The following is a 21,036-nucleotide window of genomic DNA, read 5'->3' on the forward strand; positions in this document are numbered from 1 at the left end:
GCTGGCTCAAGACGGTGGGCGGAATGAGAAAGACCCGATTCATTGGTCAGGCGAAAACCCAGATGGCGGCCTTCATATCCGGCGCGGCCTACAACCTTCTCAGAATTGCGAAATTGAGCAATTCGAGAGCGGAAGCATGAAGTGGTATCCGAAACTGCCCGTCGGAGCGTCCTCCGATGCGCGATTCGGCACCTCGAATCGAATTGAGAAATCAAATCTCACCGTGAAGTCGCCATGAAAATTACGCTGGGGTCATTTGCTGGTGAGGAGTCTGGCGCTTTTGCATCAGCCTGCTAGCTGGGCGGGACAGCGCAAGCTCGGCATACCAAGCCACGGTCATGCGTCGATGTTGGGCCCGATGAGCCGAAAACCCCCTGCACCGGGTTTGCGCTAATGTACGGGTGACGACGTCCTTTCTTTCAGGCCCAACCCGTCTAGACTGAGAAAGTGTTTCTCCGAACGCATCGGAGGCGCGCCGACACAACAATAGTCAGAATGGGAGACATACCATGGCGTTCAGAAGGACAAGGGGGGCGGTGGGTGCCCTCGTTTCGGGCATCCTCGCCTTCAGCCTGATCGGGCCCGCCGTTGCCCGCGACGATTCCCGTCGGGACGAGTGGGGCCACGGCCAGAGCAAGTTCGATTCGCTGGCGGTCGAAGGGCGTGGCTATACCCAAGGGGTTGTCGCGGTATCGCATCCCCTCGCGGCTGAGGCGGGCGCGCGCATGCTGGAGAATGGCGGCAACGCGATCGATGCGGCCGCGGCCATTCAGTTCGCGCTCAATGTGGTCGAGCCGCAGTTCTCGGGCATCGGCGGTGGTGGTTTCATGGTCATCCACCTGGCAAAGCAGAACAAGACATTCGTTGTCGAGTCGCGCGAGAAGGCGCCCGCCGCGGCGACGCCTGACATGTTCCTCGGGCAGACCTTTACCGGCGCGTCGACTAGTGGTGTCTCGGTGGGGGTGCCCGGTACGCTGATGGGCGTTGATCATGCGCTGCGCAACTGGGGCACCAAGTCGCTCGCCTACGCGCTGCGCCCGGCCATCAAGCTGGCCGAGGACGGTTTCATGATCAACCGTTTCCTGGCGGCGAACATCGAGAGCTCCCGGACCGAACTGCAGCCCGAGACCAAGGCGATCTTCCGTTTGCCGGACGGCAGTCCCCTGCCCGAAGGCTACCTGCTCAAGCAGCCTGACCTGGCCAAGACCTTCCGCCTGATCGCCAAGAACGGTATCGACGTCTTCTACAAGGGCGAGATCGCCGACGCCATCGTCGCGGTGCAGAAGCGCAGCCAGATCGGCGATGCGGGCGTCGGCCGCATGACAACGGACGATCTCGCGGCCTACGACATCAAGATCCGCGAGCCGGTGGAGAGTACCTACCGGGGCTACACCATCAAGTCGATGTCGCCGCCGTCCTCGGGCGGCCTGTCGGTGATCATGATGCTCAAGCTTCTCGAGCCTTTCCCGGTGGGTGATGTATCCGCCGGCTGGGGTTTTGGTGCGCCCAAAACCATGAACACCATGATCGAGGCGATGCGCGTGACCTTTGCAGACCGCGCGGTATGGATGGGAGACAGCGATTTCGTGCCGGTGCCCGAGCGGGGGCTGCTGTCGGAGTGTTTCCTTGCCACCCGGCGTGCGCTGATCGATCCGCTCTCCCGCATGAGCACCCCGCTGGCCGGCGATCCCAACCCGTGCAACATCGCCGCGATCGATAGCGATACCAAGCTCGCGCTGGCGCCGCTGGATGAAGAGAAAGGCATCCACACCACCCACTTCTCGGTGGTGGACAAGTGGGGCAACATGGTCAGCTACACGACCACCATCGAGAGCACCTGGGGTACCGGCATCATGGTTCCGGGCTACGGCTTCCTGCTCAACAACGAGCTCACCGATTTCAACTTCACGCCGCAGTACGATGCCGCCACCGGCAACCCCGGTGCCAACGATGTGGCGCCTTTCAAGCGGCCGCGTTCGTCGATGTCACCGTCGATGTTGTTCAAGAATGGCAAGCCCGTGGCAGCTTACGGCTCGCCCGGCGGCTCGACGATCATCAACTCGGTGTTCAACATGACGCTGAACCTGATCGACCACGGCATGACCATGCAGCAGGCGATCGATGCGCCGCGCCTGTCGGTGACCAGCGCCGGCGGGTCGGTGTCCTGCGAGCCGGGCATGGAGCCGGCCTTCCCGCAGGCCTCGCTCGATTTCCTGTCGAGCCTGGGGCACAGCCTGCCGATGGTCGGTGGCGTGCCTACCTGTACCGCGAGCATCGGCTCGGTGCAGGGCGTGGTGGTGGATCTGCGTACCGGCAAGCAGTACGGCGGGGCAGACCAGCGCCGCGAAGGTACGGTGATCGGTCTGCCGCGGCCGCGGCACGGGCATGATGACTGGTACGGCGATCGCGGCGACAAGCGCGCTCAAGGTCACCGCATGTAGAGCCCGTCGAGGCGGGTGATGGTAAGACGGGCGGCTTCGGCCGCCCGTTGTCATTTGCGGCGCGGAGCCGTCATGACCTTGTCCGGACCGTTCGACCAAACAGTGCCGGCAGCGGCAGCAGGGTATGGCCCCCCGCCTCGAGGCTGCTGCGCAGCTGCCGCGCGGTATCGACCGCGTGGGCGTTGTCGCCATGCACGCAGATGCTGTGGAAGGGCGTTTTCAAGACCTTGCCGCTGACGGTGACCACGCCGCCGGCCTCGATCATGCCCTGGACATGGGCGATGCAGTCGCTCGACTCGTGCAGCACGGCGCCGGCCTCGCGTCGTGGCACCAGCGTGGCCCGCTCGGTGTAGGCGCGATCGGCAAAGACTTCGAGCGCCACCGCGAGGCCCGCCTGCTCGCCCGCGCGGGCGAGCTCCGAGAGCACCGGTGCGAGCAGGATCAGGCCCGCGTCGAAGGCCTTGACCGCGCGTGCCACCGTGGCCGCCATCGCGGCGTCCTCGCAGGCCATGTTGTTGAGTGCGCCATGCGGCTTCACGTGACTCAGCTGCCCGCCCTCGGCGGTGGCCATGGCCGTCAGCGCGCCGAGCTGGTAAATGATCGCGGCCTCGAGTTCGTCCGGCGCCATGTGCATGACGCGTCGGCCGAAACCCTGCAGGTCGGGGAAGGCCGGGTGGGCGCCGAGGCTGGTGCCGGCGGCAAGGGCAGCACGTACTGTGCGGCGCATCACCAGCGGGTCGCCGGCGTGGAAGCCGCAGGCGATGTTGGCCGAATCCACGATGCCCAGCAGCGCATCGTCCTCGCCCATCTTCCAGGCGCCGAAGGATTCGCCGAGGTCTGCGTTGAGATTGAGCTGCATGTCGTGTCTTCCGTGGGTTCAGGTGAGCGTCCGGTACTCGGGTGACAGCGCGTCGATCATGCCGCCGATGAGATTGCCGGCGTACAGGGCTTCAAGGTCGATACCGTCTTCCGCCAGCGGGACGATGGCCGCAAGCAGGGCGCGGATGCGGGCTTCCTCGCTGCGGGCCAGCGATTCCGCTTCTGCCACCGAGACCAGTGAAAAGCGCACCGGGTCGCCGGGCCGGCGCAAGGCGAGCAGTGGCAGATCGACCGAGATGACCGTGGCGATCTTGGGATAGCCGCCGGCGGTCTGCCCGTCGGCGAGCAGCACGATCGGCAAGCCGTTGCCCGGCACCTGGATCGACCCGGGGACTGTCGCGTCCGAGATGATCTCGCGCGATGCGGCGTCGCGATGGGCCAGAGGCGGGCCCTCGAGGCGCATGCCCATGCGGTCGGCCTCCGAGCTAATGCGGTACTCCGATGCGCTAAGGCGCGCCAGCGCCGACTCGTCGAAAAAATCGGCCTGCGGGCCGGCGACCAGCCGGATTGACGCGCCGCGGTCGATCGCTGGCGGTTTGCGCAGTACCTGTTCCGGCGTGCCGGGCGGCTCGGCTGCCCGCAAGCTGTCTCCCGCGGCCAGGGGGCGGCCATGTTGGCCACCGAGTCCGGCGCGCGCGTAGGTTGCGGCGCTGCCCATCTGGCGCGGGCAGTCCAGACCGGCCACTGCGAGCGTTACCGCGCGGTCGCGACCGCTGCCCTGCAGGCGCAGTTCGTCGCCGGCGACGAGCGTGGTGCTGCGCCACGGCGCGAGCGGGGTTTTCGTCCCTTCGCGCGAAAACTGCGCGGTGGCGTCGCCGGTCAGCGCGACGCGGATGCTGCCCTCGCGTACCACGAGGTGCAGGCCGCCGCCGAAGCATTCGATGACGGGCGCGTGTTCGTCATTGCCGACCAGCCGGTTGGCGATGCGCATCAAGGGCGTTGAGAGCGCGCCGGCCGAGGGCACGCCGAAGCGCCTGTAGCCCCGGCGGCCGGCGTCCTGTATCGACGAGAGTGCGCCTGCACTCTTGATCTCGAAGAGGTTCATGGCTGTGTTGCCTCCGCGATGCACCAGCGGTGCGGGTCGATCCTGCCGGCAGCGCAATCAGCTGCGATGGTGCTGCAGGTGGCGCTGTCGACCGCCTCGAAGCACACCCGGTCTCCTGCCGCGAGCAGGGCCGGCGCCGGACAGCGGGCGTCGAACAGCGGAACCGGGCAGCGGCCGAGAAGATGCCAGCCGCCGGGGCTCTCCCAGGGATAGATGGCGGTCAGCCCGGTGGCGATCGCCACGCTGCCGGCCGGCACGCGAACCCGCGGTTCGGTGCGTCGCGGCAGATGCAGTGCAGGCGGCAGATCGCCCATGAAGGGGAAGCCCGGCAGGAAGCCGAGCATGTACACGCTGTATTCGGTCTCGGCATGCAGGGCAACGACTTCCCGCGTGTCCAGGCCGCTGGCGGCAGCTACGTGGTCGAGGTCCGGGCCGCTCTCGCCGCCATAGCAGACAGGCAGGCGCCAATGGCGACCGGCGCGCAGCGGCGCATGCTCGGTTTCGTCGAGCAGCCCCTGGAGCGCGCTTTCGAGCGTTTCGCGTGAGGTGGCGAGCGGATCGTAGATGATCGTCAGGGAGCGGAAGGTCGGCACGGTCTCGATGATGCCGGCGAATGCGGGATTGCCCCGCTCGCGTGCTATCGCAGCGTCGAGCGCGTTGACCTCGGCGAGCAGGGCTGGGCTGATGAGATTGCCGAATTCGACGGTGAAGGCGGTGTTGCCGACGTCGAGAATGCGCGGATTCATCGGGGTGGGCTCACAGGCTCGATGTGGACGCGGCACGGGCGGCCTGGTCGTAGCGGCCGGACAGCGTACGAAGCAGACGGGCAAGCTCGCCGAGGTGTTCGTTCTCGTCCTCGTTCCCGGAAAAACCGGGCATCAGGCAGGCTTCGCGCAGGCCGCGGTAGCGCATGCAGGCGTCCCGCCCCTCGGGGGTTGCCGAGAAAAAGGCTTCCTTGCCTTTGCGCGCGCTGCTGACCAGCTTGAGCCCGGCGAGCTTCTTGAGCGAGTACGACACCACGTGGGTGTCTTCGACATTGAGCACGAAGCAGATGTCGGCCAGCCGCTTGGCCGTGTCGCGGTGGGTGACATGGTGCAGCACGAGCACGTCGATGGTGGTCATGTCCTCGTAGCCGGTGGCCGCCATGCAGCGCATCATCCAGCGGGAAAAGGCATGCCACGCGACGATCATGCCGTACTCGAACTCGGAGAGCTCTGGCGATTTGGCGGACACGAGATGATTCGAGGAGACGATGCGGTTGGGTTCGGTGCCTGCCGGCGACGTGGCTGATCGGGGCATAGTGTTCTCACTTCGTCGATAATGTCTTGACAAATTATAGACAAAATACCAGTCTTGCAACGTCGATGTGATCCGAGAGGTCGCATCGAGCGCGATTCTTCCCCGTTTCATCCATCCGTTCATGTTTCGCCGTCGAAATCTCCGGAGGTAAGCACGATGATCAAACTGCCGCGACTCTGCTCCATTGCCTGCACGGCATTCACAGCGCTGGGGATCCAGTCCGCTGCGCTTGCCCAGACCACCTGGGACATGCCTACGCCCTATCCCGCCAACAATTTCCATACCGAGAACATCCAGCAGTTTGCCGACGACATCGCCAAGGGCACCGGCGGCAAGCTCAAGATCACGGTGCATCCCGGGGGCTCGCTGTTCAAGGCAAACGAGATCAAGCGTGCGGTGCAGGGCGGGCAGGCCCAGATCGGCGAGTTGCTGGTCTCCAGCCTGGCCAACGAAGACCCGATCTACGCGATCGATACCGTGCCTTTCCTTGCCACCAGCTACGCGGAATCGGCAAGGCTCTGGAAAGCGTCACGCGCGGCTGTCGAGGCGCGGCTCGCAAAGAACGGGCTGAAGCTCCTTTACGCTGTGCCCTGGCCGCCGCAAGGCATTTATTCGAAGACTGCACTGACCTCGATTGCCGACCTCAAGGGCGTCAAGATCCGCTCGTACAGCCCGACGGTCGCGCGCATGATCGAACTGATGGGCGCCCAGCCGGTAACCGTGCAGGCTGCGGATCTGACCCAGGCGCTGGCCACCGGCGTGGTCTCGGCCAACATCACCTCGTCTTCCACCGGTTACGACTCGAAGAGCTGGGAGCAACTTTCCTATTATTTCGATGTGCAGGCGTGGTTGCCGAAGAACATGGTCTTCGTCTCGAAGAAGGTCTTCGACGGGCTTGATCCCGCAGCTCGCAAGGTGGTGCTCGACGCTGCCGTCGCCGCAGAGACGCGTGGCTGGAAAGTCTCGGAGGAAAAAACCGCGTGGTATGTCGATCAGCTCAAGAAGAACGGCATGAAGGTGCTGCCGGCCTCGGATGCGTTGCGTGCAGACCTCGTCAAGGTGGGGGACCGCATGACCGCCGAGTGGCTCGACAAAGCCGGCCCCGAGGGCAAGGCGGTGCTCGACGCCTACCGCGCGTCCAAGTGACCGATTGACCGTCCCGCGGGCGTCGCCCGACGTCCGTGGTCCGGTGGGAGCGCATCATGCGACAGTTCCTGGATTTTCTTTACCGCTTCGCCGGCGTGCTCGCCGCGCTCGGCATGGTCGGTACCCTGTTGATGGTCTCGGCGGGAATCTTCAGCCGTCCGCTGGGTATCTACCTGCGCGGCACCGATGACTACGCCGGCTACTGCATGGCGGCCTGCGGATTTCTTGCGCTTGCCTATACCTTCAAGCACGGCGAGCACATCCGCGTCACGCTCCTGCTCGAGCGCGTGCCCGCAGGCCTTCGGCGCCTTCTCGAGTGGGTGTCGCTGGCGGTCGCAAGCGGGGTCGTGGCGCTGCTCGGCTGGTACAGCCTGCGGCTGGTGTTGCAGTCCTACGAATTCGGGGATGTCTCGCAGGGTGTCGATGCCACGCCCTTGTGGATCCCGCAGATTGCAATGGCTGTCGGCACGGCGGTACTTCTGATCGCACTGCTCGACGACCTGGTGATGACCTCGCTCGGTCGCCAACCCGCACGCCTGACCGCTCCCGGCCAGGAAGCTGCCCGCTTCGAATGAGGACGCTCCGATGGAACTGATGACTGCGGGCTTTCTCGTTGTCGCGATGTTGCTACTGCTGGCAGGTGGCGTATGGATCGGCCTGGCGCTGATGGCGGTGGGCTACCTGGGGATGATGATGTTCACCGCCCGCGCGCCGGGCGACGGCATGGCAGTGGCGATCTGGGGGACCGGTTCCGGCTGGACGCTGACCGCTTTGCCGCTGTTCCTGTGGATGGGCGAGATCCTCTTCCGCACGCGCCTGTCGTCCGACATGTTTCGCGGGCTGGCGCCGTGGCTGGGCGCGCTGCCCGGCAGGCTGCTGCATACCAACATCATCGGGTGCACGTTGTTCGCCGCGGTGTCGGGCTCATCGGCTGCCACCTGTGCCACGATCGGCAAGATCAACCTGCCCGAGCTGGCGAAGCGCGGCTATCCGGAATCGATGACGATCGGCACGCTCGCCGGCGCCGGTACCCTGGGGCTGCTCATTCCGCCATCGATCATCATGATCGTTTATGGGGTCTCGGCGGATGTCTCCATCGCCAAGCTATTCATCGGCGGCGTGTTCCCGGGCCTGCTGCTGGCCAGCCTGTTCATGGGCTGGGTGATCCTCTGGTCGTTGAGGAACAAGGACAGGATCCCCGCGCCAGATGCGCCGACAAGCTTCGTCGAGAAGCTGCGGCTGTCGGCCAGCCTCATTCCGGTGGCGCTGTTGATCGGCGCGGTGCTCGGCTCGATCTACCTGGGAATCGCCACCGCCACCGAAGCAGCGGCGCTCGGCGTGCTCGGCAGCTTCGTGATTGCCGCCACGCAAGGCGCGTTGTCGCGCGAGACCTTCGTGGCCAGCCTGATGGGGGCCACCCGCCTGTACTGCATGATCGCCCTGATCCTTGCCGGCTCGGCCTTCCTTACGCTGGCGATGGGCTATATCGGACTACCCCGCCATCTCGCCGAATGGATCTCCGGGCTCGGTCTGTCTCAGGCCGGCCTGTTGCTCGCCCTGACCGGCTTCTTCATTCTGCTGGGCTGCTTTCTCGACGGTATTTCGGTGGTGGTCCTGACCATGGCGGTGTTGCTGCCGACCATCCAGACTGCCGGCATCGATCCGCTGTGGTTCGGAATCTTTGTCGTGGTGGTGGTCGAGATGGCCCAGATCACGCCGCCGGTCGGCTTCAACCTTTTCGTCCTGCAAGGCATGACCGGAAAACAGATGACTGAAGTGGCGCGCTACGCGATGCCGTATTTCCTGCTGATGTGCGTGGCGGTTGTCGTGCTCTACCTGTTTCCGGGGCTGGTGACCTGGCTGCCGGCGAAGATGATCGGCTGAGTTTGCCGCGGCGCGATGCCGCTGCCCGCCGGCTGCGGCCGGAGGCGCCGGGCGGCAAATCCCGGCCGGCGCTACAATCCGTGCTTGTCCCCCAGGCAGATTGAAGACCGCAAGCAGATGAAAGAAATCCTCCGTGCCTATGCCCATGCCATCCGCAGCCTTGCGCGCCGTGACATCCTCTGGCACCTGCTGTGGCCGGGCCTGCTGTCGCTGGTGGTGTGGATCGGCTTGGCAGTGGGCTTCTGGGGGACGCTTACCGGAATGGCCATGGGTGCGCTCAATGGCTGGGACTGGCTGCACTCGTGGACGAGCTCGTCCGAATTCGGTGCCGGCTTCGTGTCGGTCACGGTGCAGATCGCGCTGGCGCTTGCGCTGCTGCCGCTGATTTATGTGACTGCGGCGATACTCGTTGCCACGATCTCGCTGCCTTTGATGCTCGAGCGTGTGGCGCGCACTGATTACGCCCTGCTTGAGGAGCGGCGCGGTGGCAGCCAGACCGGCAGTGCGCTCAACGCGCTCTGGGCGGCGCTGGTTTTTGCGGTGGCGATGCTGTTGTCGCTGCCCTTGTGGCTGGTCCCCGGGCTGGGGCTGGCGATTCCGCTGATGCTCACCGCCTGGCTGAACCGCCGGGCCTTCCGCTACGATGCGCTGATGATGCATGCCGATCGCGACGAGATGAAAGCGCTGTCGAAGCGCCATGACGGCTCGATGCTGCTGCTCGGCATCGGTTGCGCGGCGCTCGCCTATGTGCCGGTGGTCAACCTCTTTGCGCCGGCGTTCTGTGGCCTGGCTTTCGTTCACTACCTGCTCACTGCGCTCGAGCAGCATCGCAAGGAGAGCGGCTGGGTGGTGGTCGATGCGGCCCCGCGGCAGCAACCCTGACACGTTCTTGCGGAGATAGACATGGCCTTTGGCGCAATCATCATCGGTGACGAAATCCTGTCCGGCCGTCGCGAGGACAAGCATCGCAGCAAATTGACCGAGATGCTGCTGGCGAGAGGTCTCAAGCTCTCGTGGGTCCGCTACGTCGGCGACGAGCCGCCGCGGCTGATCCAGACGCTGAAGGAGAGCTTTGCCACCGGAGATATCGTGTTCAGCTTTGGCGGCATCGGCGCGACCCCTGACGACCATACCCGGCAATGTTGCGGTGCGGCACTGGGATTGGCGATGGCGCTGCACCCCGATGCGGAGCGCGAGATCCGCCTGCGCTTCGGCGACGAGACCACCGCACACCGTCTGCAAATGGGGGTTTATCCGGTTGGCAGCGAGATCATCCCCAACCCCTACAACCAGATTCCCGGATTCTCGATACGGCAACACTTCTTCGTTCCGGGCTTTCCGGTCATGGCCTGGCCGATGGTCGAATGGGTGCTCGATACACGCTTCGCGCACCTGCATCATCAGGAAGACTATGTGGAGCAGGCGATTACGGTCTGGGATGCCTACGAAGGCAAGCTGATTCAGCTGATGGAGGCGATTACCGCGGATTTTCCGGATGCGACGTTGTTCAGCCTGCCGACCATTGCCGGCGAGGGGGGGCGCCGTTCCGTGGAGCTAGGCATGAAAGGGCCGCAAGAGCGGGTCAGCGCGGCGATGACGCGCATCAAGCGGGAAGTCGGGGCACTTGGTTATGAGTGGCAGGACAAACCCTGAGTGCTGCCTGGGGAAACCCTAGCCCTTGAGCAACCCCAGGGCAGACAGTTCTTCCTCGGAAAGGCGCGACAAGGCCTGTGCGCGCAGGGTCTGCAAGCGCGTGCGATGCATGAAGTCCACGTCGATGGCGCGCAGCCTGTCCTTCGGTTCGCCCAGCGGATAGGCTTCATTGGCATCGAGGTTCATGATCACCCGTGTCTGTCGCACTTCGGCCAGCATCTGGGGGCCGGCGGCCTTTCGGGCAAAGGCGCGCGCGTCCTCTTCGCGGCTGAAGGCGCCCTTGAGATGGTCCTGGTTGAGCAGCCGGACCCACACGCCCCAAATGGTGCAGATGCGTGCCTGGAAAGGTTCCTCGAGCGACTGCGAGGCAGTGTGGATGGCAGTTTCGATGTGGGACATGATGGGCAACGCGAGTTGATGATCATGGAATTATCGGATGAATCTCAGAATGCTTGAAGCGGGATGTTCGGCTTGAGCGGCCCGGGCTCCTCGTCGGCTTCCCGCAGTCGGCCGGCAAACAGCCGCGAGCAGGTTTTCCACCTGGGCGAGCGGGAAATTCGCTACTTGCTGCGGTTCTCGCAGCGTCGTAGCCTGGCCTTGCAGGTGGACCCGCGCGGGGTGCGGGTGGCGGCGCCCTTCGGTACGCCGGTATCGCAGGTCGAAGCCTTCGTCGCGCAGCACCGCGACTGGCTGGAACGTCAGCTGTCGCGCCAGCTTGCCGGGCCGCGGCCGGTGGCATTCGAGATCGTGGATGGCGCGCTATTGCCGGTGCTCGGCGAGCAGGTGAGGATTAGCATTGCCGAGCGAAGCCGCGGTGCTCGCTGGCGCCGAACGCCGGACGGCGGCGAGGGGCTGGAGCTTCCCGGCGGGGGCGATCTGCAGCAGACGCTGGTTCGCGCATTGCGGATGAGGGCGATCGGCTGGTATCGCGAACGGGTCGCCGAATATTGCCTGCGACTCGGTGTATCGTGCCCAAAGGTGGGGTTGACTGCGGCGCGCACCCGTTGGGGCAGTTGCAGCAGCCGTACGGGTATCCGGCTGCACTGGCGGCTAGTCCACCTGCGGCCGGAGCTGATTGACTATGTTGTCGCTCACGAGGTCGCGCACTTGCGTGAGATGAATCATTCCCCGCGATTCTGGGCCGTCGTCGAATCGCTTTGCCCGCAGTGGCGTGCCGCACGCGCAGCGCTGCGGACTGAATCGGCCGGCCTGCCGAGAATCGAGGCGCAGGATGGGTACGACAATCTGATGCAGGAGGACTGAAAAATGAGGATTCTTCACACCATGCTGAGGGTCGGTGATCTTGACCGGTCGCTCGATTTCTATACCTCGGTGCTGGGCATGAAGCTGTTGCGACGCCAGGATTATCCCGAAGGCAAGTTTACCCTTGCCTTCATTGGCTACCAGGACGAGGCGAACGGGGCGGTGCTCGAGTTGACGCATAACTGGGGCGTCACGGAATACGAGCTCGGGACAGCGTACGGGCATATCGCGCTGGCAGTCGATGATGCCTACAAGGCCTGTGACGATATCCGGGCCCGTGGTGGCAAGGTGGTGCGTGAGGCTGGCCCGATGAAACACGGCTCAACCGTGATCGCCTTCGTCGAGGATCCTGACGGCTACAAGATCGAGCTGATACAGCGCGCCTGAGCGCGGCGCCGGCGCGCGTCAGCCGGGGCCGGGGGAGGCTGTCAATTCGTTGCGCAGCGCTTCGGCCAATCTGCCCAGTTCCTGCTGAAGCGTGCGCAGCGCATCGGCGAGCAGGGGGCTTCCGCCGTCGCGACACAGCTGTTCGACGCGGCTTGCCGCCGCCACTGCCGGATTTGCGGCAAGGCTTCCGACCGAACCCTTGATGGTACTGACTATCGCGTAGGCCGCGCGATAGTCCTGATCTTCAATACTGCGATTGAGCTGGGTGCGGGCCTCGGCTTCGCCTTCGAGATACATCTTCACGAGTTGGGACAGCAGCGCGGTGTCGCCTCCCAGATAATCGATGGCCGCTTCGCGGTCGAAGGTCTTTTCGGCTTTCCCTTCGTCGCGGACTGCCTGGGCCTCGGCGCTACCGGTAGCGCTGCCGCGGGCTACCGCGTCGAGCATCGTGGCGAATTCCGCAGCGCGGACAGGTTTGGTGACGTGACCGTTCATGCCGGCCGCGAGGCTTGCCTCGCGATCCGCTTCGCGGCTCTCGGCGGTAAGGGCGATGATCGGTGTGTAGTGACCTTCGCTCGCTTCCCGTTTGCGGATTGCTGCGGTGGCCTCCAGACCGCTCATTTCCGGCATCTGGATGTCCATCAGTATCAGATCGAAACGTGCTGCCGCGCTCGCTTCGACCGCTTCGAGCCCGTTTGTAACGCTGTGCGCGGAATGGCCGAGACGTTCGAGCAGCTTGAGCGTCATTTCCCGCATGACCGGGTTGTCCTCGGCAACCAGGACGTGGAGGCTGTTATGGCGCTCGCGCAAGCTGTGGCGTGTAATCAGCGCGCCGTCGCGACGGGGGGAAAAGCCTTGCAGGATTGCGTTGAAAAGATCCGATGCCTCGATCGGGCGGGTTAGGTAAGCGGATACGCCAAGTGCCCGGCAGCGCGCCGCGTCACCGCGCTGTCCGGCACCTGCGACCAGGATCATGACCCGAGGGCGGACCAGCGGGTTGTGCTGGATCGATTCGGCGAGCTCGAATACGTCATCGTTGCCCGGACTGTCGCCAAGAATGACTAACGGGAACGCTTGTCCTGCCGTGGCGTGACTTTCGAGGAGTTCGAGGGCGCGGCTCGCACTCTCGGCCTGAACGGGCTGCATCTGCCAGTTGCGTATCATCTCGCAAAGGGGGCAGTTCTGACGCTCGCCGCCGGTGACGATCAGCGCGGGCATGTTCTCGAGCGTCCAGTCAGAGTTATTGGCCTGCGAGGCCGGTTGGGCGATGGGCAGGCGTGCGGTGAAACTGAAGGTGCTGCCCTCGCCGGGTTCGCTGTTCACCTCGATCCGTCCATGCATGCGTGCGACAAGCTCGCCGGAAATGGTGAGGCCGAGCCCGGTGCCACCATGACGGCGGGTTGCCGAATCGTCCACCTGGCTGAAGGCATCGAAGATGCATGCCTGTTTGTCCGGAGCAATGCCCACGCCGCTGTCGCGAACCGCGAACCGAAGGACGACTTCGGTTTCATCCCGTGAGAGGAGTTCGATCCGCAGGCTGACGAAGCCCTGATCGGTAAACTTGATGCCGTTGCCAACGAGGTTGTGCAGTACCTGCCGGATTCTGTGCGGATCGCCAACCAGTGCGTCGGGGACCATCGGATCGACCTGGCTGCTCAGCTTGAGCCGCTTGGTGTGAGCGCTTTCGGCGACGCCCTCGATGACGAGATCGACACATGCCCTGAGGCTGAAGGGAATCTGTTCGAAATCCACCTGGCCAGATTCGATTCTGGAAAAGTCCAGGATGTTGTTGATGATCCCCAGCAGGGTTTCCGAAGCATTGCGTGCCAGTCCGAGGTATTCGCGCTGCTCGTCGGATAGCTCGGAATCGAGCACCAGATCGGTCATCCCGATGATCGCATTCATCGGTGTGCGGATCTCGTGGCTGATGTTGGCCAGGAATGCGTTCTTCGTGCGGCTGGCCGCTTCGGCTGCATGGATCGAGTCCTTGAGCTTGCGTTCCGCTTCCTTGTGCACGCTTACATCGCTGACTGCGCCGCTGTATCCAACCAGCCGGTTGGCGTCGTCGAATCGTGGCGCAATCCTGAGGTCGAGTGATCCCTCACGCGCACGCGGACGCAGACCGTGAATGACAACCGGGCCGGCAGCGGCTCCTTCATGCTGCAATGTTCCGAGGGCGGTGCTGAAGGTTTCGTTGGTGTCACCGGTGATGAAGGCATTCAGGTGTTTGCCCAGCGTTTCCTCCGGGCTGCGGCCAAGTACGTGCTCCCAGGGCGCGTTTACATACGTGATCAGGAATTCGTTGTCGGCTTCGAACACCGGTTCGGCAAGCGTCTCCACGAGTTCGCGGTAGTGGCGTTCGCTGTAGGCCAGCGCCCGTCTTCCTTGTTCCAGCGATGCGGCTGCCTGATTCAGATCGTCTGCCAGCGTGGCCAGCTCCGGCGCTGCGGAGGACGTTTCCAGCGGGGGCTGCTTCCCGGTCGACAGGCCCCGGGCGAAGGCAGCCGCCCGTGCGACGTCGTTCATCGGCCGGCGCAAGGCCAGAAAGACCGTGCAGATCGTGATGAGCAGCATGATCGCACCGCCGGCCATCGCATTGCTGCGGATCTGTTTGTCGGTATTGCGAGCCGCGCTGCGGTCGAACGTCAGCCCCACCCGTCCAAGTGCGCCGCCGGGACCGATGGACGCTCCGCTGAACAATAGATCCGCAGGCTGTCCGATCCGCTCTGCGGATGGTTTCGGGAGCGACGTGCGTGGCCCCGGATCCTGCCAGCTTCCGTCAGCCGAGCGGATGCGTGAAGCGAGGATCGCGCCGTTGCCCGCAACGACCTCTGCCGAGTACAGTCCCGGCGCACCGGAGACTGCCACCAGCGCCGCTTCGAGCGCCTCGTTGGATCCTGTCTCAAGTGCGAGTTCGGCCGCTGCCGCAAGCACCCGCGCATGTGTGAGCGCGTGGGTCTCGAGGCGCTGGTTGATGAGACGGGTCTGCGTCCCTGCCGTGTAGTAGGCAAACGCCGCCAGCATCAGCGCAAAAACCAGACTGAACAGACCCGCGAGGCGATAGCCAAGCGAGGTTTGCATGATTGTTGAAGACCGCCGTGCTTGCCGTGTCATTGTTCGTCGCGGAACCGGTCCCTGATCTGTAGTACTTCGTCCCAGGCTCCGAGCAGGGCGTCGGCACATTCGGGGTCGAAATGCCTGCCTCTACCCTCGCGGAGCATTTCAACCGCCTGTTCGAGTGGCCACGCCTTCTTGTAGGAGCGTGCCGAGGTCAGCGCGTCGAATACGTCGGCCACTGCAACGATCCGTCCTTCCAGCGGGATGGCCGTTTCATGCAGCCCTTGTGGATAACCGCTTCCATCGAATTTTTCGTGACGATGGAGCGCAATGCTCGCGGCGAGCTGCAGTACCGGCGAACTCGAGTCCTTAAGAATGTCATGGCCTATCCTGGGATGGCCTTTCATGATCTCGAATTCTTCCGGGGTCAGTTTCCCGGGCTTGAGAAGGATGTGGTCGGGGATGCCCATCTTTCCGACATCATGCATCGGGGCTGCCTGCAGCAGCGCATCCACGAAGTGATCAGAAAGCCCGAGCTTGCGGCCGATAAGCGCTGAATAGTGCGCCATGCGCTGGATGTGTGCGCCGGTTTCGGGGTCCCGAAACTCTGCGGCTCGCGCAAGCCGGGCGACCGTTTCTCTTTCCCTCGAGTGGATCTCGGCGGTCGCGCGCTCGACCTCGACAGCGAGTATCCGGGCTTGCTCGCGCGTTGCGAGATGAGCCCGGCGCAGCGCCAGCATGTTTCTGACCCGAGGCTGAAATTCGTGGCGATCGATCGGTTTGTTCAGGAAGTCGGTGGCGCCGCAGTGCAGTGCGTCGTAGCGCGTTTGCTTTTCGTGATCGGCCGTCACCATGAGGATCGGAAGGCCTTCCGAGAACTTGTCGGCGCGGAGTCTGCGGATGAACTCGATACCGTCGATCTCCGGCATCATGTAATCGACGATCAGCAGGTCCGGGTCGTTCTGAAGGCACCATTCCAGGCCTTCGCGAGGGTTGCCGAAGCTGATCGCGGTGCAGCCTTCGACCTTGCTTACCAAGGCCTGCATGAGGGTGAGGTTCAGCGGGGTGTCATCGACAATGACTACGTTCATTCTGTGGCCGCCCATGCGTTTTCGAATGTGAATCCACATTGAGCCTTACGGCACTCTCGGGGCAACTCTGAAGCGACTCGATGTGAAATTGATATTCCGTGGCTGCGATGAGGCCTGGACGATGTGCTGGAGCGTCTCGCCGTTCCGGTAAGGAGTTCGCCGGACCAGAGGCATGGCAATCGGCGGAGGTGTCGACCCTTCTGTGCTAAGGGAATGGTGCCAACGGGATTTCTCAAGCAAGGGAGCCGCTTCCAGAATGTGTAGCGGTACATCCGGTCGCGCTGTGTTGACGGTGCCCGCCGGATTGACGGGTGCGATGACCCACTTGGTTTTCACGTTCGTGCAGGGGCCGACTCCCGCCGATGCGCAGCATGCAAAGAAAAAGCCCCGCAACCTTGAGGTACGGGGCTTTGATTGGTGGGCCTCCTCGGAGTCGAACCGAGCACCAACGGATTATGAGTCCGCTGCTCTAACCAGGCATGAGCTAGAGGCCCGTTGGTCGCAGGCGATCTGCCTTTGACCGGTAAGTCTGTCTCAGGGCTCGCTGTCGAGGAAGCTGCGCAGCTTCTCCGACCGCGATGGATGGCGGAGTTTGCGCAGTGCCTTGGCCTCGATCTGGCGGATCCGCTCGCGGGTGACATCGAACTGCTTGCCGACTTCCTCGAGGGTGTGGTCGGTGTTCATTTCGATGCCGAAGCGCATCCGCAGCACTTTGGCCTCACGCGGCGTGAGCGAGTCGAGCACTTCGCCCGTCGCGTCACGCAGGCCCGAGTACATGGCTGCGTCGTTCGGGGCCAGAGTCGCGGTGTCTTCGATGAAGTCGCCGAGGTGCGAGTCGTCGTCGTCGCCGATCGGCGTTTCCATGGAGATCGGCTCCTTGGAAATCTTCATGATCTTGCGAATCTTGTCCTCGGGCATCTCCATCTTCTCGGCCAGCGTCGCGGGATCAGGTTCCTGACCGGTTTCCTGCAGGATCTGGCGGCTGATCCGGTTCATCTTGTTGATGGTTTCGATCATGTGCACCGGGATGCGGATGGTGCGTGCCTGGTCGGCGATCGAGCGGGTGATCGCCTGGCGGATCCACCACGTGGCGTAGGTCGAGAACTTGTAGCCGCGCCGGTATTCGAACTTGTCCACCGCCTTCATGAGGCCGATGTTGCCTTCCTGGATCAGGTCAAGGAATTGCAGCCCGCGGTTGGTGTATTTTTTGGCAATCGAGATCACTAGGCGAAGGTTGGCTTCGGTCATCTCGCGCTTGGCGCGGCGTGCCTTGGCTTCACCGGTGGACATCTGCTTGTTGATGTCCTTGAGTTCCTTGAGCGGGATGCCGATGCGGTCCTGCAGGTCGATGAGCTTCTGCTGCTCCTCGAGCACCGCGGGGTGGATGCGCATCAGGCCTTCGGCGTAGTTCTTGCCGGCCGAAATCTCGTCCTTGAGCCAATCGAGATTGATTTCCTGGCCCGGGAACACCTTGATGAAATGCGAGCGCGGCATGCCGGCGCGATCCACGCAGAGCTGCAGGATGTGGCGTTCGTGCGAGCGAACCTGCTCGACCATGTGGCGTACGGAATCGCACAGGCGCTCGATGGTCTTGGCGGTGAAGCGGATGTTCAGCAATTCGTCCGAGATCTGCTGCTGAAGCGCGAGATAGGTGAGATCCTGCGAGCCGCTCTTGTCGAGGCTCTTCATCTTGCGCTCGTAGATTTCGCGGATCACCTGGAAGCGGGCGAGGGCGTCGGTCTTGAGCTGCAGCAGGGAGGCGGCCGCGGCGGCGCTGCCGTCATCGTCCTCTTCGTCGTCACCGTCGCTGTCGTCGTCGCTGTCGTCGCCTTCCTCGTCGTCACCGCCGTCGTCACTGTCCGCGTCGTCGTCGCTGTCGGTTGCCGCCTCTCCGGTTGCGGCATTCGGGTCGATGAGACCGTCCACGAGCTCGTCGATCCGCATCTCGTCACGTTCGATTTTCGCTGCGAGATCGAGCATCTCGGCGATCGTGGTGGGGCATGCAGAGATCGCCTGCACCATGTGCTTGAGGCCGTCCTCGATGCGTTTCGCGATTTCGATCTCGCCCTCGCGGGTGAGCAGTTCGACCGTGCCCATCTCGCGCATGTACATGCGTACAGGGTCAGTGGTGCGGCCGAATTCGGCGTCCACCGTGGACAGCGCCTGCTCGGTTTCCTCTTCGACGTCCTCTTCATTGACCGAAGCAGCGACGCCGTCATTCATCAACAGATCCTCGGCCGACGGCGCTTCGTCGTAGACCTGGATGCTCATGCTGTTGAATGTGGCGATGATCGATTCGATCTGCTCGGCATCGACCACGTCATCGGGCAGGTGATCGTTGATTTCCGCGTAGGTGAGGTAGCCGCGTTCCTTGCCGAGGGTGATCAGCGTCTTGAGGCGCGTGCGGCGCACCTCCGGATCGAGTTGGACGACCGGCGTGTTGTCGACGACCGCTCCACCCTTGTCTTTCGACTTGGCTGACTTTGCGCGGGTCGATTCCTTGCGCGGCTCTTTGGTTTTATCCCTGGCCATTGCGGACCTCAATTTGAATAAAATGCTGCGAAAAACAAAGAATTATATTACGAATCCGAGATCTTTGGCGAGTCGCCCGGGTTTCGGCGCTCAAGCAGAAGATCTGCATACCTTCTTCGCTCCTCGGCCGAGAGCGTGGTGTTGCGTGCTTTCTCGGTGAGGGCCTCAAACTCCTTGTTAACGGATTCGGTGTGGAGTTTGTGAAGGGTGTCTGCAAAAACCGTTTCGTCTACCGATTCATCGAGTGAGGCATCGTCCATTGTCCGTGCGCTGCGTGCGAGCACCTGCTCGTGCGGCGTGTCGCGAAATTGCTCGAGCAGTGGGCCGATTCCGCCGCGCATCGGCAGTTCGCCAATGCTGTACATGTCGACGATTGCAATCAGTGCTGCGCCTTCGTCGCTGTCGTCGGGGACCAGATCGATCGGTACCCGTCCGGCCCAGGTGGGTTGCATCAGCACCATGCGCAGCAGCTTCTCGACGCTGCTCGACGGCTTGCGGCGCGGCATGATCGCGCTACGCCCGCGACGCCCGAAGCGTTCCCCGTCGCCCTCGCGTTGGGTGCGCGGGGCGCTCTTGAGTCCATAGGCCTGTTCGATTTCCGTTTGCATCATGCCGGCCCGCTCCGCGAGTGACTTGATGACCTGCAGTCGAAGTACCGGTGCCGCGATCCGCGTTACGAGCGGGCGGGCATCGTGTACCAGGCGGGCGCGCCCCTCGGCGCTGGCGGTATCCGTCTGCGACACGAGCTCCTGGAGCAGGAACTCGGCCAGTGGTGTGGCGCTGCCTGCGGCGCGCTGAAAGGCTTCGGCGCCGTTTTCGCGGACAAAGGAGTCCGGATCATGCTCGGCAGGAAGAAACAGGAAGGCAACCGTCCGGTTGTCGGCCAGATGTTCGAGCGCCGATTCGAGTGCCCGCCACGCGGCCTTGCGACCGGCATTGTCGCCGTCAAAGCAGAAAACGACGCGCTCGGCCATGCGAAGCAGGCGCTGGACGTTGCTGGGGGTGGTGGCAGTCCCGAGTGTGGCGACTGCGTTCTCGACACCGAACTGCGCGAGTGCGACTACATCCATGTAGCCTTCGACCACGATCACCGTTTCGTGTTCTCGGATCGCGCGTCGTGCCTGTACCTGCCCATACAGTTCGCGTCCCTTTTCGAAAAGCGCTGTTTCCGGGGAGTTCAGGTACTTGGGTTCGCCTTTGTCGAGAATCCGTCCGCCGAACGCGATGATGTTGCCGCGCTGGTCTTGGATGGGAAACATGATGCGGTCGCGAAAGCGGTCGTATCGTCGCCCCTGTTCGTTCTCGATGACGAGGCCGGTGTCGAGCAGGGATTTGTCCTGATATGCGGGAAAGGCGGCTTCGAGTGGTTGCCAGCCGTCGGGCGCGTAGCCAATCCCGAAACGGGCGGCGATCTCCCCGGTGAGGCCGCGACGCTTCAGGTAGTCGATTGCGCGCGGAGTAATCCGTAGCTGTTGCCGGTAGAAGCTCGCAGCTCTGGCCATTGTGTCGGTCAGAGAGCTGTTGTCAGCCTGTGGCGGTCGATGACCTCGTTCCTCTTCCGGAACCTGCATGCCGACCTGGCTGGCCAGCTCCTTTACCGCTTCGACGAACGAGAGGCTGCTGTATTCCATGAGAAAGCCGATCGCACTGCCGTGCGCGCCGCAACCGAAGCAATGGTAGAACTGCTTGGTCGGGCTGACCGAGAATGACGGGCTCTTTTCCCCGTGGAAGGGGCAGCAGGCGAAATAGTTCGCGCCGCCCTTCTTGAGCGGCAGATAGCGCTCGATGAGGTCGACGATGTCGATTCGCGCGAGCAGGTCCTGGACGAAGGACTGGGGAATCACGCGGGCGCGTCAGGCTTTCTGAAGCCCGGCCTTGACCAGTGCGGAAACCTTTCCCATGTCGGCCCGTCCGGCAAGGCGCGGTTTGACGATTGCCATTACCTTGCCCATATCCGCTGGCGAGGCTGCGCCCGACTCCACGATCGCCGCGGCGACTGCGGCTTCCACTTCCGCATCGCTGAGGGCTGCCGGCATGTAGGCGCTCAACACCTCGATCTCGAAGCGTTCTGCGCTGGCCAGGTCTTCGCGGCCCGCTCCTTCGTATTGCGAGACCGAATCCCTGCGTTGCTTGATCAGCTTTTCCACTACGCCAAGCACCGCGCCATCGTCGAGCTCAATCCGCTCGTCGACTTCGCGTTGTTTGATGGCCGCCAGCAGCATGCGGATTGCCGACAGACGCGGCGCGTCCTTTGCACGCATTGCGGACTTCATGTCTTCGGTGATTTGGTTCTTGAGCGACATGTGGAAACCCTGCCTTTGAAACGGAGAAAGCCAAGCCGGCGCGAACGCAATGGTTC

Annotated in this window: 18 protein-coding genes, 1 tRNA gene and 1 pseudogene; 9 read left to right on the forward strand and 11 right to left on the reverse strand. The window is 63.5% G+C overall.

Features of this window, described 5'->3' with window-relative positions; translation table 11 throughout:
• Together GQB03_RS19985 and ggt are read left to right on the forward strand one after the other, a co-directional pair.
• Positions 1 to 140, forward strand: a pseudogene (locus tag GQB03_RS19985) (IS5/IS1182 family transposase); the annotation flags it as partial.
• A gap of 369 nt (positions 141 to 509) precedes the next feature.
• Positions 510 to 2,441: a gamma-glutamyltransferase gene (gene ggt, locus GQB03_RS19990; RefSeq protein WP_159693094.1), complete on the forward strand. Its 1,932-nt coding sequence runs from the start codon at positions 510 to 512 to the stop codon at positions 2,439 to 2,441.
• A gap of 70 nt (positions 2,442 to 2,511) precedes the next feature.
• On the opposite strand, the gene GQB03_RS19995 is transcribed toward ggt, so the two are convergent.
• Genes GQB03_RS19995 through GQB03_RS20010 form a run of 4 tightly spaced genes read right to left on the reverse strand, consistent with a single transcriptional unit; the run spans position 2,512 to position 5,664 of the window.
• Complete coding sequence (locus GQB03_RS19995; RefSeq protein ID WP_159693096.1) at positions 2,512 to 3,300, reverse strand: LamB/YcsF family protein; 789 nt, start codon at positions 3,298 to 3,300, stop codon at positions 2,512 to 2,514.
• A gap of 18 nt (positions 3,301 to 3,318) precedes the next feature.
• Complete coding sequence (locus tag GQB03_RS20000; protein WP_159693098.1) at positions 3,319 to 4,365, reverse strand: 5-oxoprolinase subunit C family protein; 1,047 nt, start codon at positions 4,363 to 4,365, stop codon at positions 3,319 to 3,321.
• Entirely contained in the window at positions 4,362 to 5,111 is a 750-nt protein-coding gene (pxpB, locus tag GQB03_RS20005; protein WP_159693100.1) for a 5-oxoprolinase subunit PxpB, read from the reverse strand. The genes GQB03_RS20000 and pxpB overlap by 4 nt, the downstream gene beginning before the upstream one ends.
• Before the next feature lie 10 nt (positions 5,112 to 5,121).
• Entirely contained in the window at positions 5,122 to 5,664 is a 543-nt protein-coding gene (locus GQB03_RS20010) for a winged helix DNA-binding protein (RefSeq protein WP_159693102.1), read from the reverse strand.
• 156 nt (positions 5,665 to 5,820) lie between these two features.
• On the opposite strand from GQB03_RS20010, the gene GQB03_RS20015 reads away from it, so the two are divergent.
• The 5 genes from GQB03_RS20015 (at position 5,821) to GQB03_RS20035 (ending at position 10,347) form a co-directional block, all read left to right on the forward strand.
• The gene (locus tag GQB03_RS20015) at positions 5,821 to 6,810 is read left to right on the forward strand and encodes a TRAP transporter substrate-binding protein (RefSeq protein WP_159693104.1); all 990 of its coding nucleotides are present in this window, start codon (positions 5,821 to 5,823) and stop codon (positions 6,808 to 6,810) included.
• A gap of 56 nt (positions 6,811 to 6,866) precedes the next feature.
• On the forward strand, positions 6,867 to 7,385 hold the full coding sequence (locus GQB03_RS20020; RefSeq protein ID WP_159693106.1) for a TRAP transporter small permease: 519 nt from the start codon (positions 6,867 to 6,869) through the stop codon (positions 7,383 to 7,385).
• A 10-nt stretch (positions 7,386 to 7,395) separates the two neighbouring features.
• The gene (locus GQB03_RS20025) at positions 7,396 to 8,694 is read left to right on the forward strand and encodes a TRAP transporter large permease (RefSeq protein WP_159693108.1); all 1,299 of its coding nucleotides are present in this window, start codon (positions 7,396 to 7,398) and stop codon (positions 8,692 to 8,694) included.
• A gap of 117 nt (positions 8,695 to 8,811) precedes the next feature.
• Complete coding sequence (locus GQB03_RS20030) at positions 8,812 to 9,576, forward strand: EI24 domain-containing protein (RefSeq protein WP_159693110.1); 765 nt, start codon at positions 8,812 to 8,814, stop codon at positions 9,574 to 9,576.
• 21 nt (positions 9,577 to 9,597) lie between these two features.
• The gene (locus tag GQB03_RS20035) at positions 9,598 to 10,347 is read left to right on the forward strand and encodes a competence/damage-inducible protein A (RefSeq protein WP_159693112.1); all 750 of its coding nucleotides are present in this window, start codon (positions 9,598 to 9,600) and stop codon (positions 10,345 to 10,347) included.
• An 18-nt stretch (positions 10,348 to 10,365) separates the two neighbouring features.
• On the opposite strand, the gene GQB03_RS20040 is transcribed toward GQB03_RS20035, so the two are convergent.
• Positions 10,366 to 10,746, reverse strand: a complete 381-nt coding sequence (locus tag GQB03_RS20040) for a hypothetical protein (protein ID WP_159693114.1) — start codon at positions 10,744 to 10,746, stop codon at positions 10,366 to 10,368.
• Between the two features lie 63 nt (positions 10,747 to 10,809).
• On the opposite strand from GQB03_RS20040, the gene GQB03_RS20045 reads away from it, so the two are divergent.
• Complete coding sequence (locus tag GQB03_RS20045) at positions 10,810 to 11,610, forward strand: M48 family metallopeptidase (protein WP_159693116.1); 801 nt, start codon at positions 10,810 to 10,812, stop codon at positions 11,608 to 11,610.
• A gap of 3 nt (positions 11,611 to 11,613) precedes the next feature.
• Positions 11,614 to 11,997 (forward strand): lactoylglutathione lyase, encoded by a 384-nt coding sequence (gene gloA, locus GQB03_RS20050; protein WP_159693118.1) that lies wholly within the window; start codon positions 11,614 to 11,616, stop codon positions 11,995 to 11,997.
• Between the two features lie 18 nt (positions 11,998 to 12,015).
• Here gloA and GQB03_RS20055 read toward each other — a convergent pair whose 3' ends face one another.
• From GQB03_RS20055 to GQB03_RS20080, 6 genes are all read right to left on the reverse strand, one after another.
• Entirely contained in the window at positions 12,016 to 15,078 is a 3,063-nt protein-coding gene (locus GQB03_RS20055) for a response regulator (RefSeq protein WP_159693120.1), read from the reverse strand.
• Between the two features lie 29 nt (positions 15,079 to 15,107).
• Positions 15,108 to 16,145, reverse strand: coding sequence for an HD domain-containing phosphohydrolase (locus GQB03_RS20060; RefSeq protein WP_159693122.1), 1,038 nt, complete (start codon positions 16,143 to 16,145; stop codon positions 15,108 to 15,110).
• Positions 16,146 to 16,560: 415 nt separating this feature from the next.
• Positions 16,561 to 16,639 (reverse strand) — tRNA-Ile (locus tag GQB03_RS20065).
• A 40-nt stretch (positions 16,640 to 16,679) separates the two neighbouring features.
• Positions 16,680 to 18,677 (reverse strand): RNA polymerase sigma factor RpoD, encoded by a 1,998-nt coding sequence (gene rpoD, locus GQB03_RS20070; RefSeq protein ID WP_159693124.1) that lies wholly within the window; start codon positions 18,675 to 18,677, stop codon positions 16,680 to 16,682.
• A 47-nt stretch (positions 18,678 to 18,724) separates the two neighbouring features.
• Positions 18,725 to 20,521, reverse strand: a complete 1,797-nt coding sequence (dnaG, locus tag GQB03_RS20075; RefSeq protein WP_159693126.1) for a DNA primase — start codon at positions 20,519 to 20,521, stop codon at positions 18,725 to 18,727.
• 9 nt (positions 20,522 to 20,530) lie between these two features.
• Complete coding sequence (locus GQB03_RS20080; protein ID WP_159693128.1) at positions 20,531 to 20,980, reverse strand: GatB/YqeY domain-containing protein; 450 nt, start codon at positions 20,978 to 20,980, stop codon at positions 20,531 to 20,533.
• Positions 20,981 to 21,036 lie beyond the last annotated feature (56 nt).

Origin of the sequence: Cognatazoarcus halotolerans (assembly GCF_009800965.1) — a bacterium.
Taxonomy (GTDB): Bacteria; Pseudomonadota; Gammaproteobacteria; order Burkholderiales; family Rhodocyclaceae; genus Cognatazoarcus; species Cognatazoarcus halotolerans.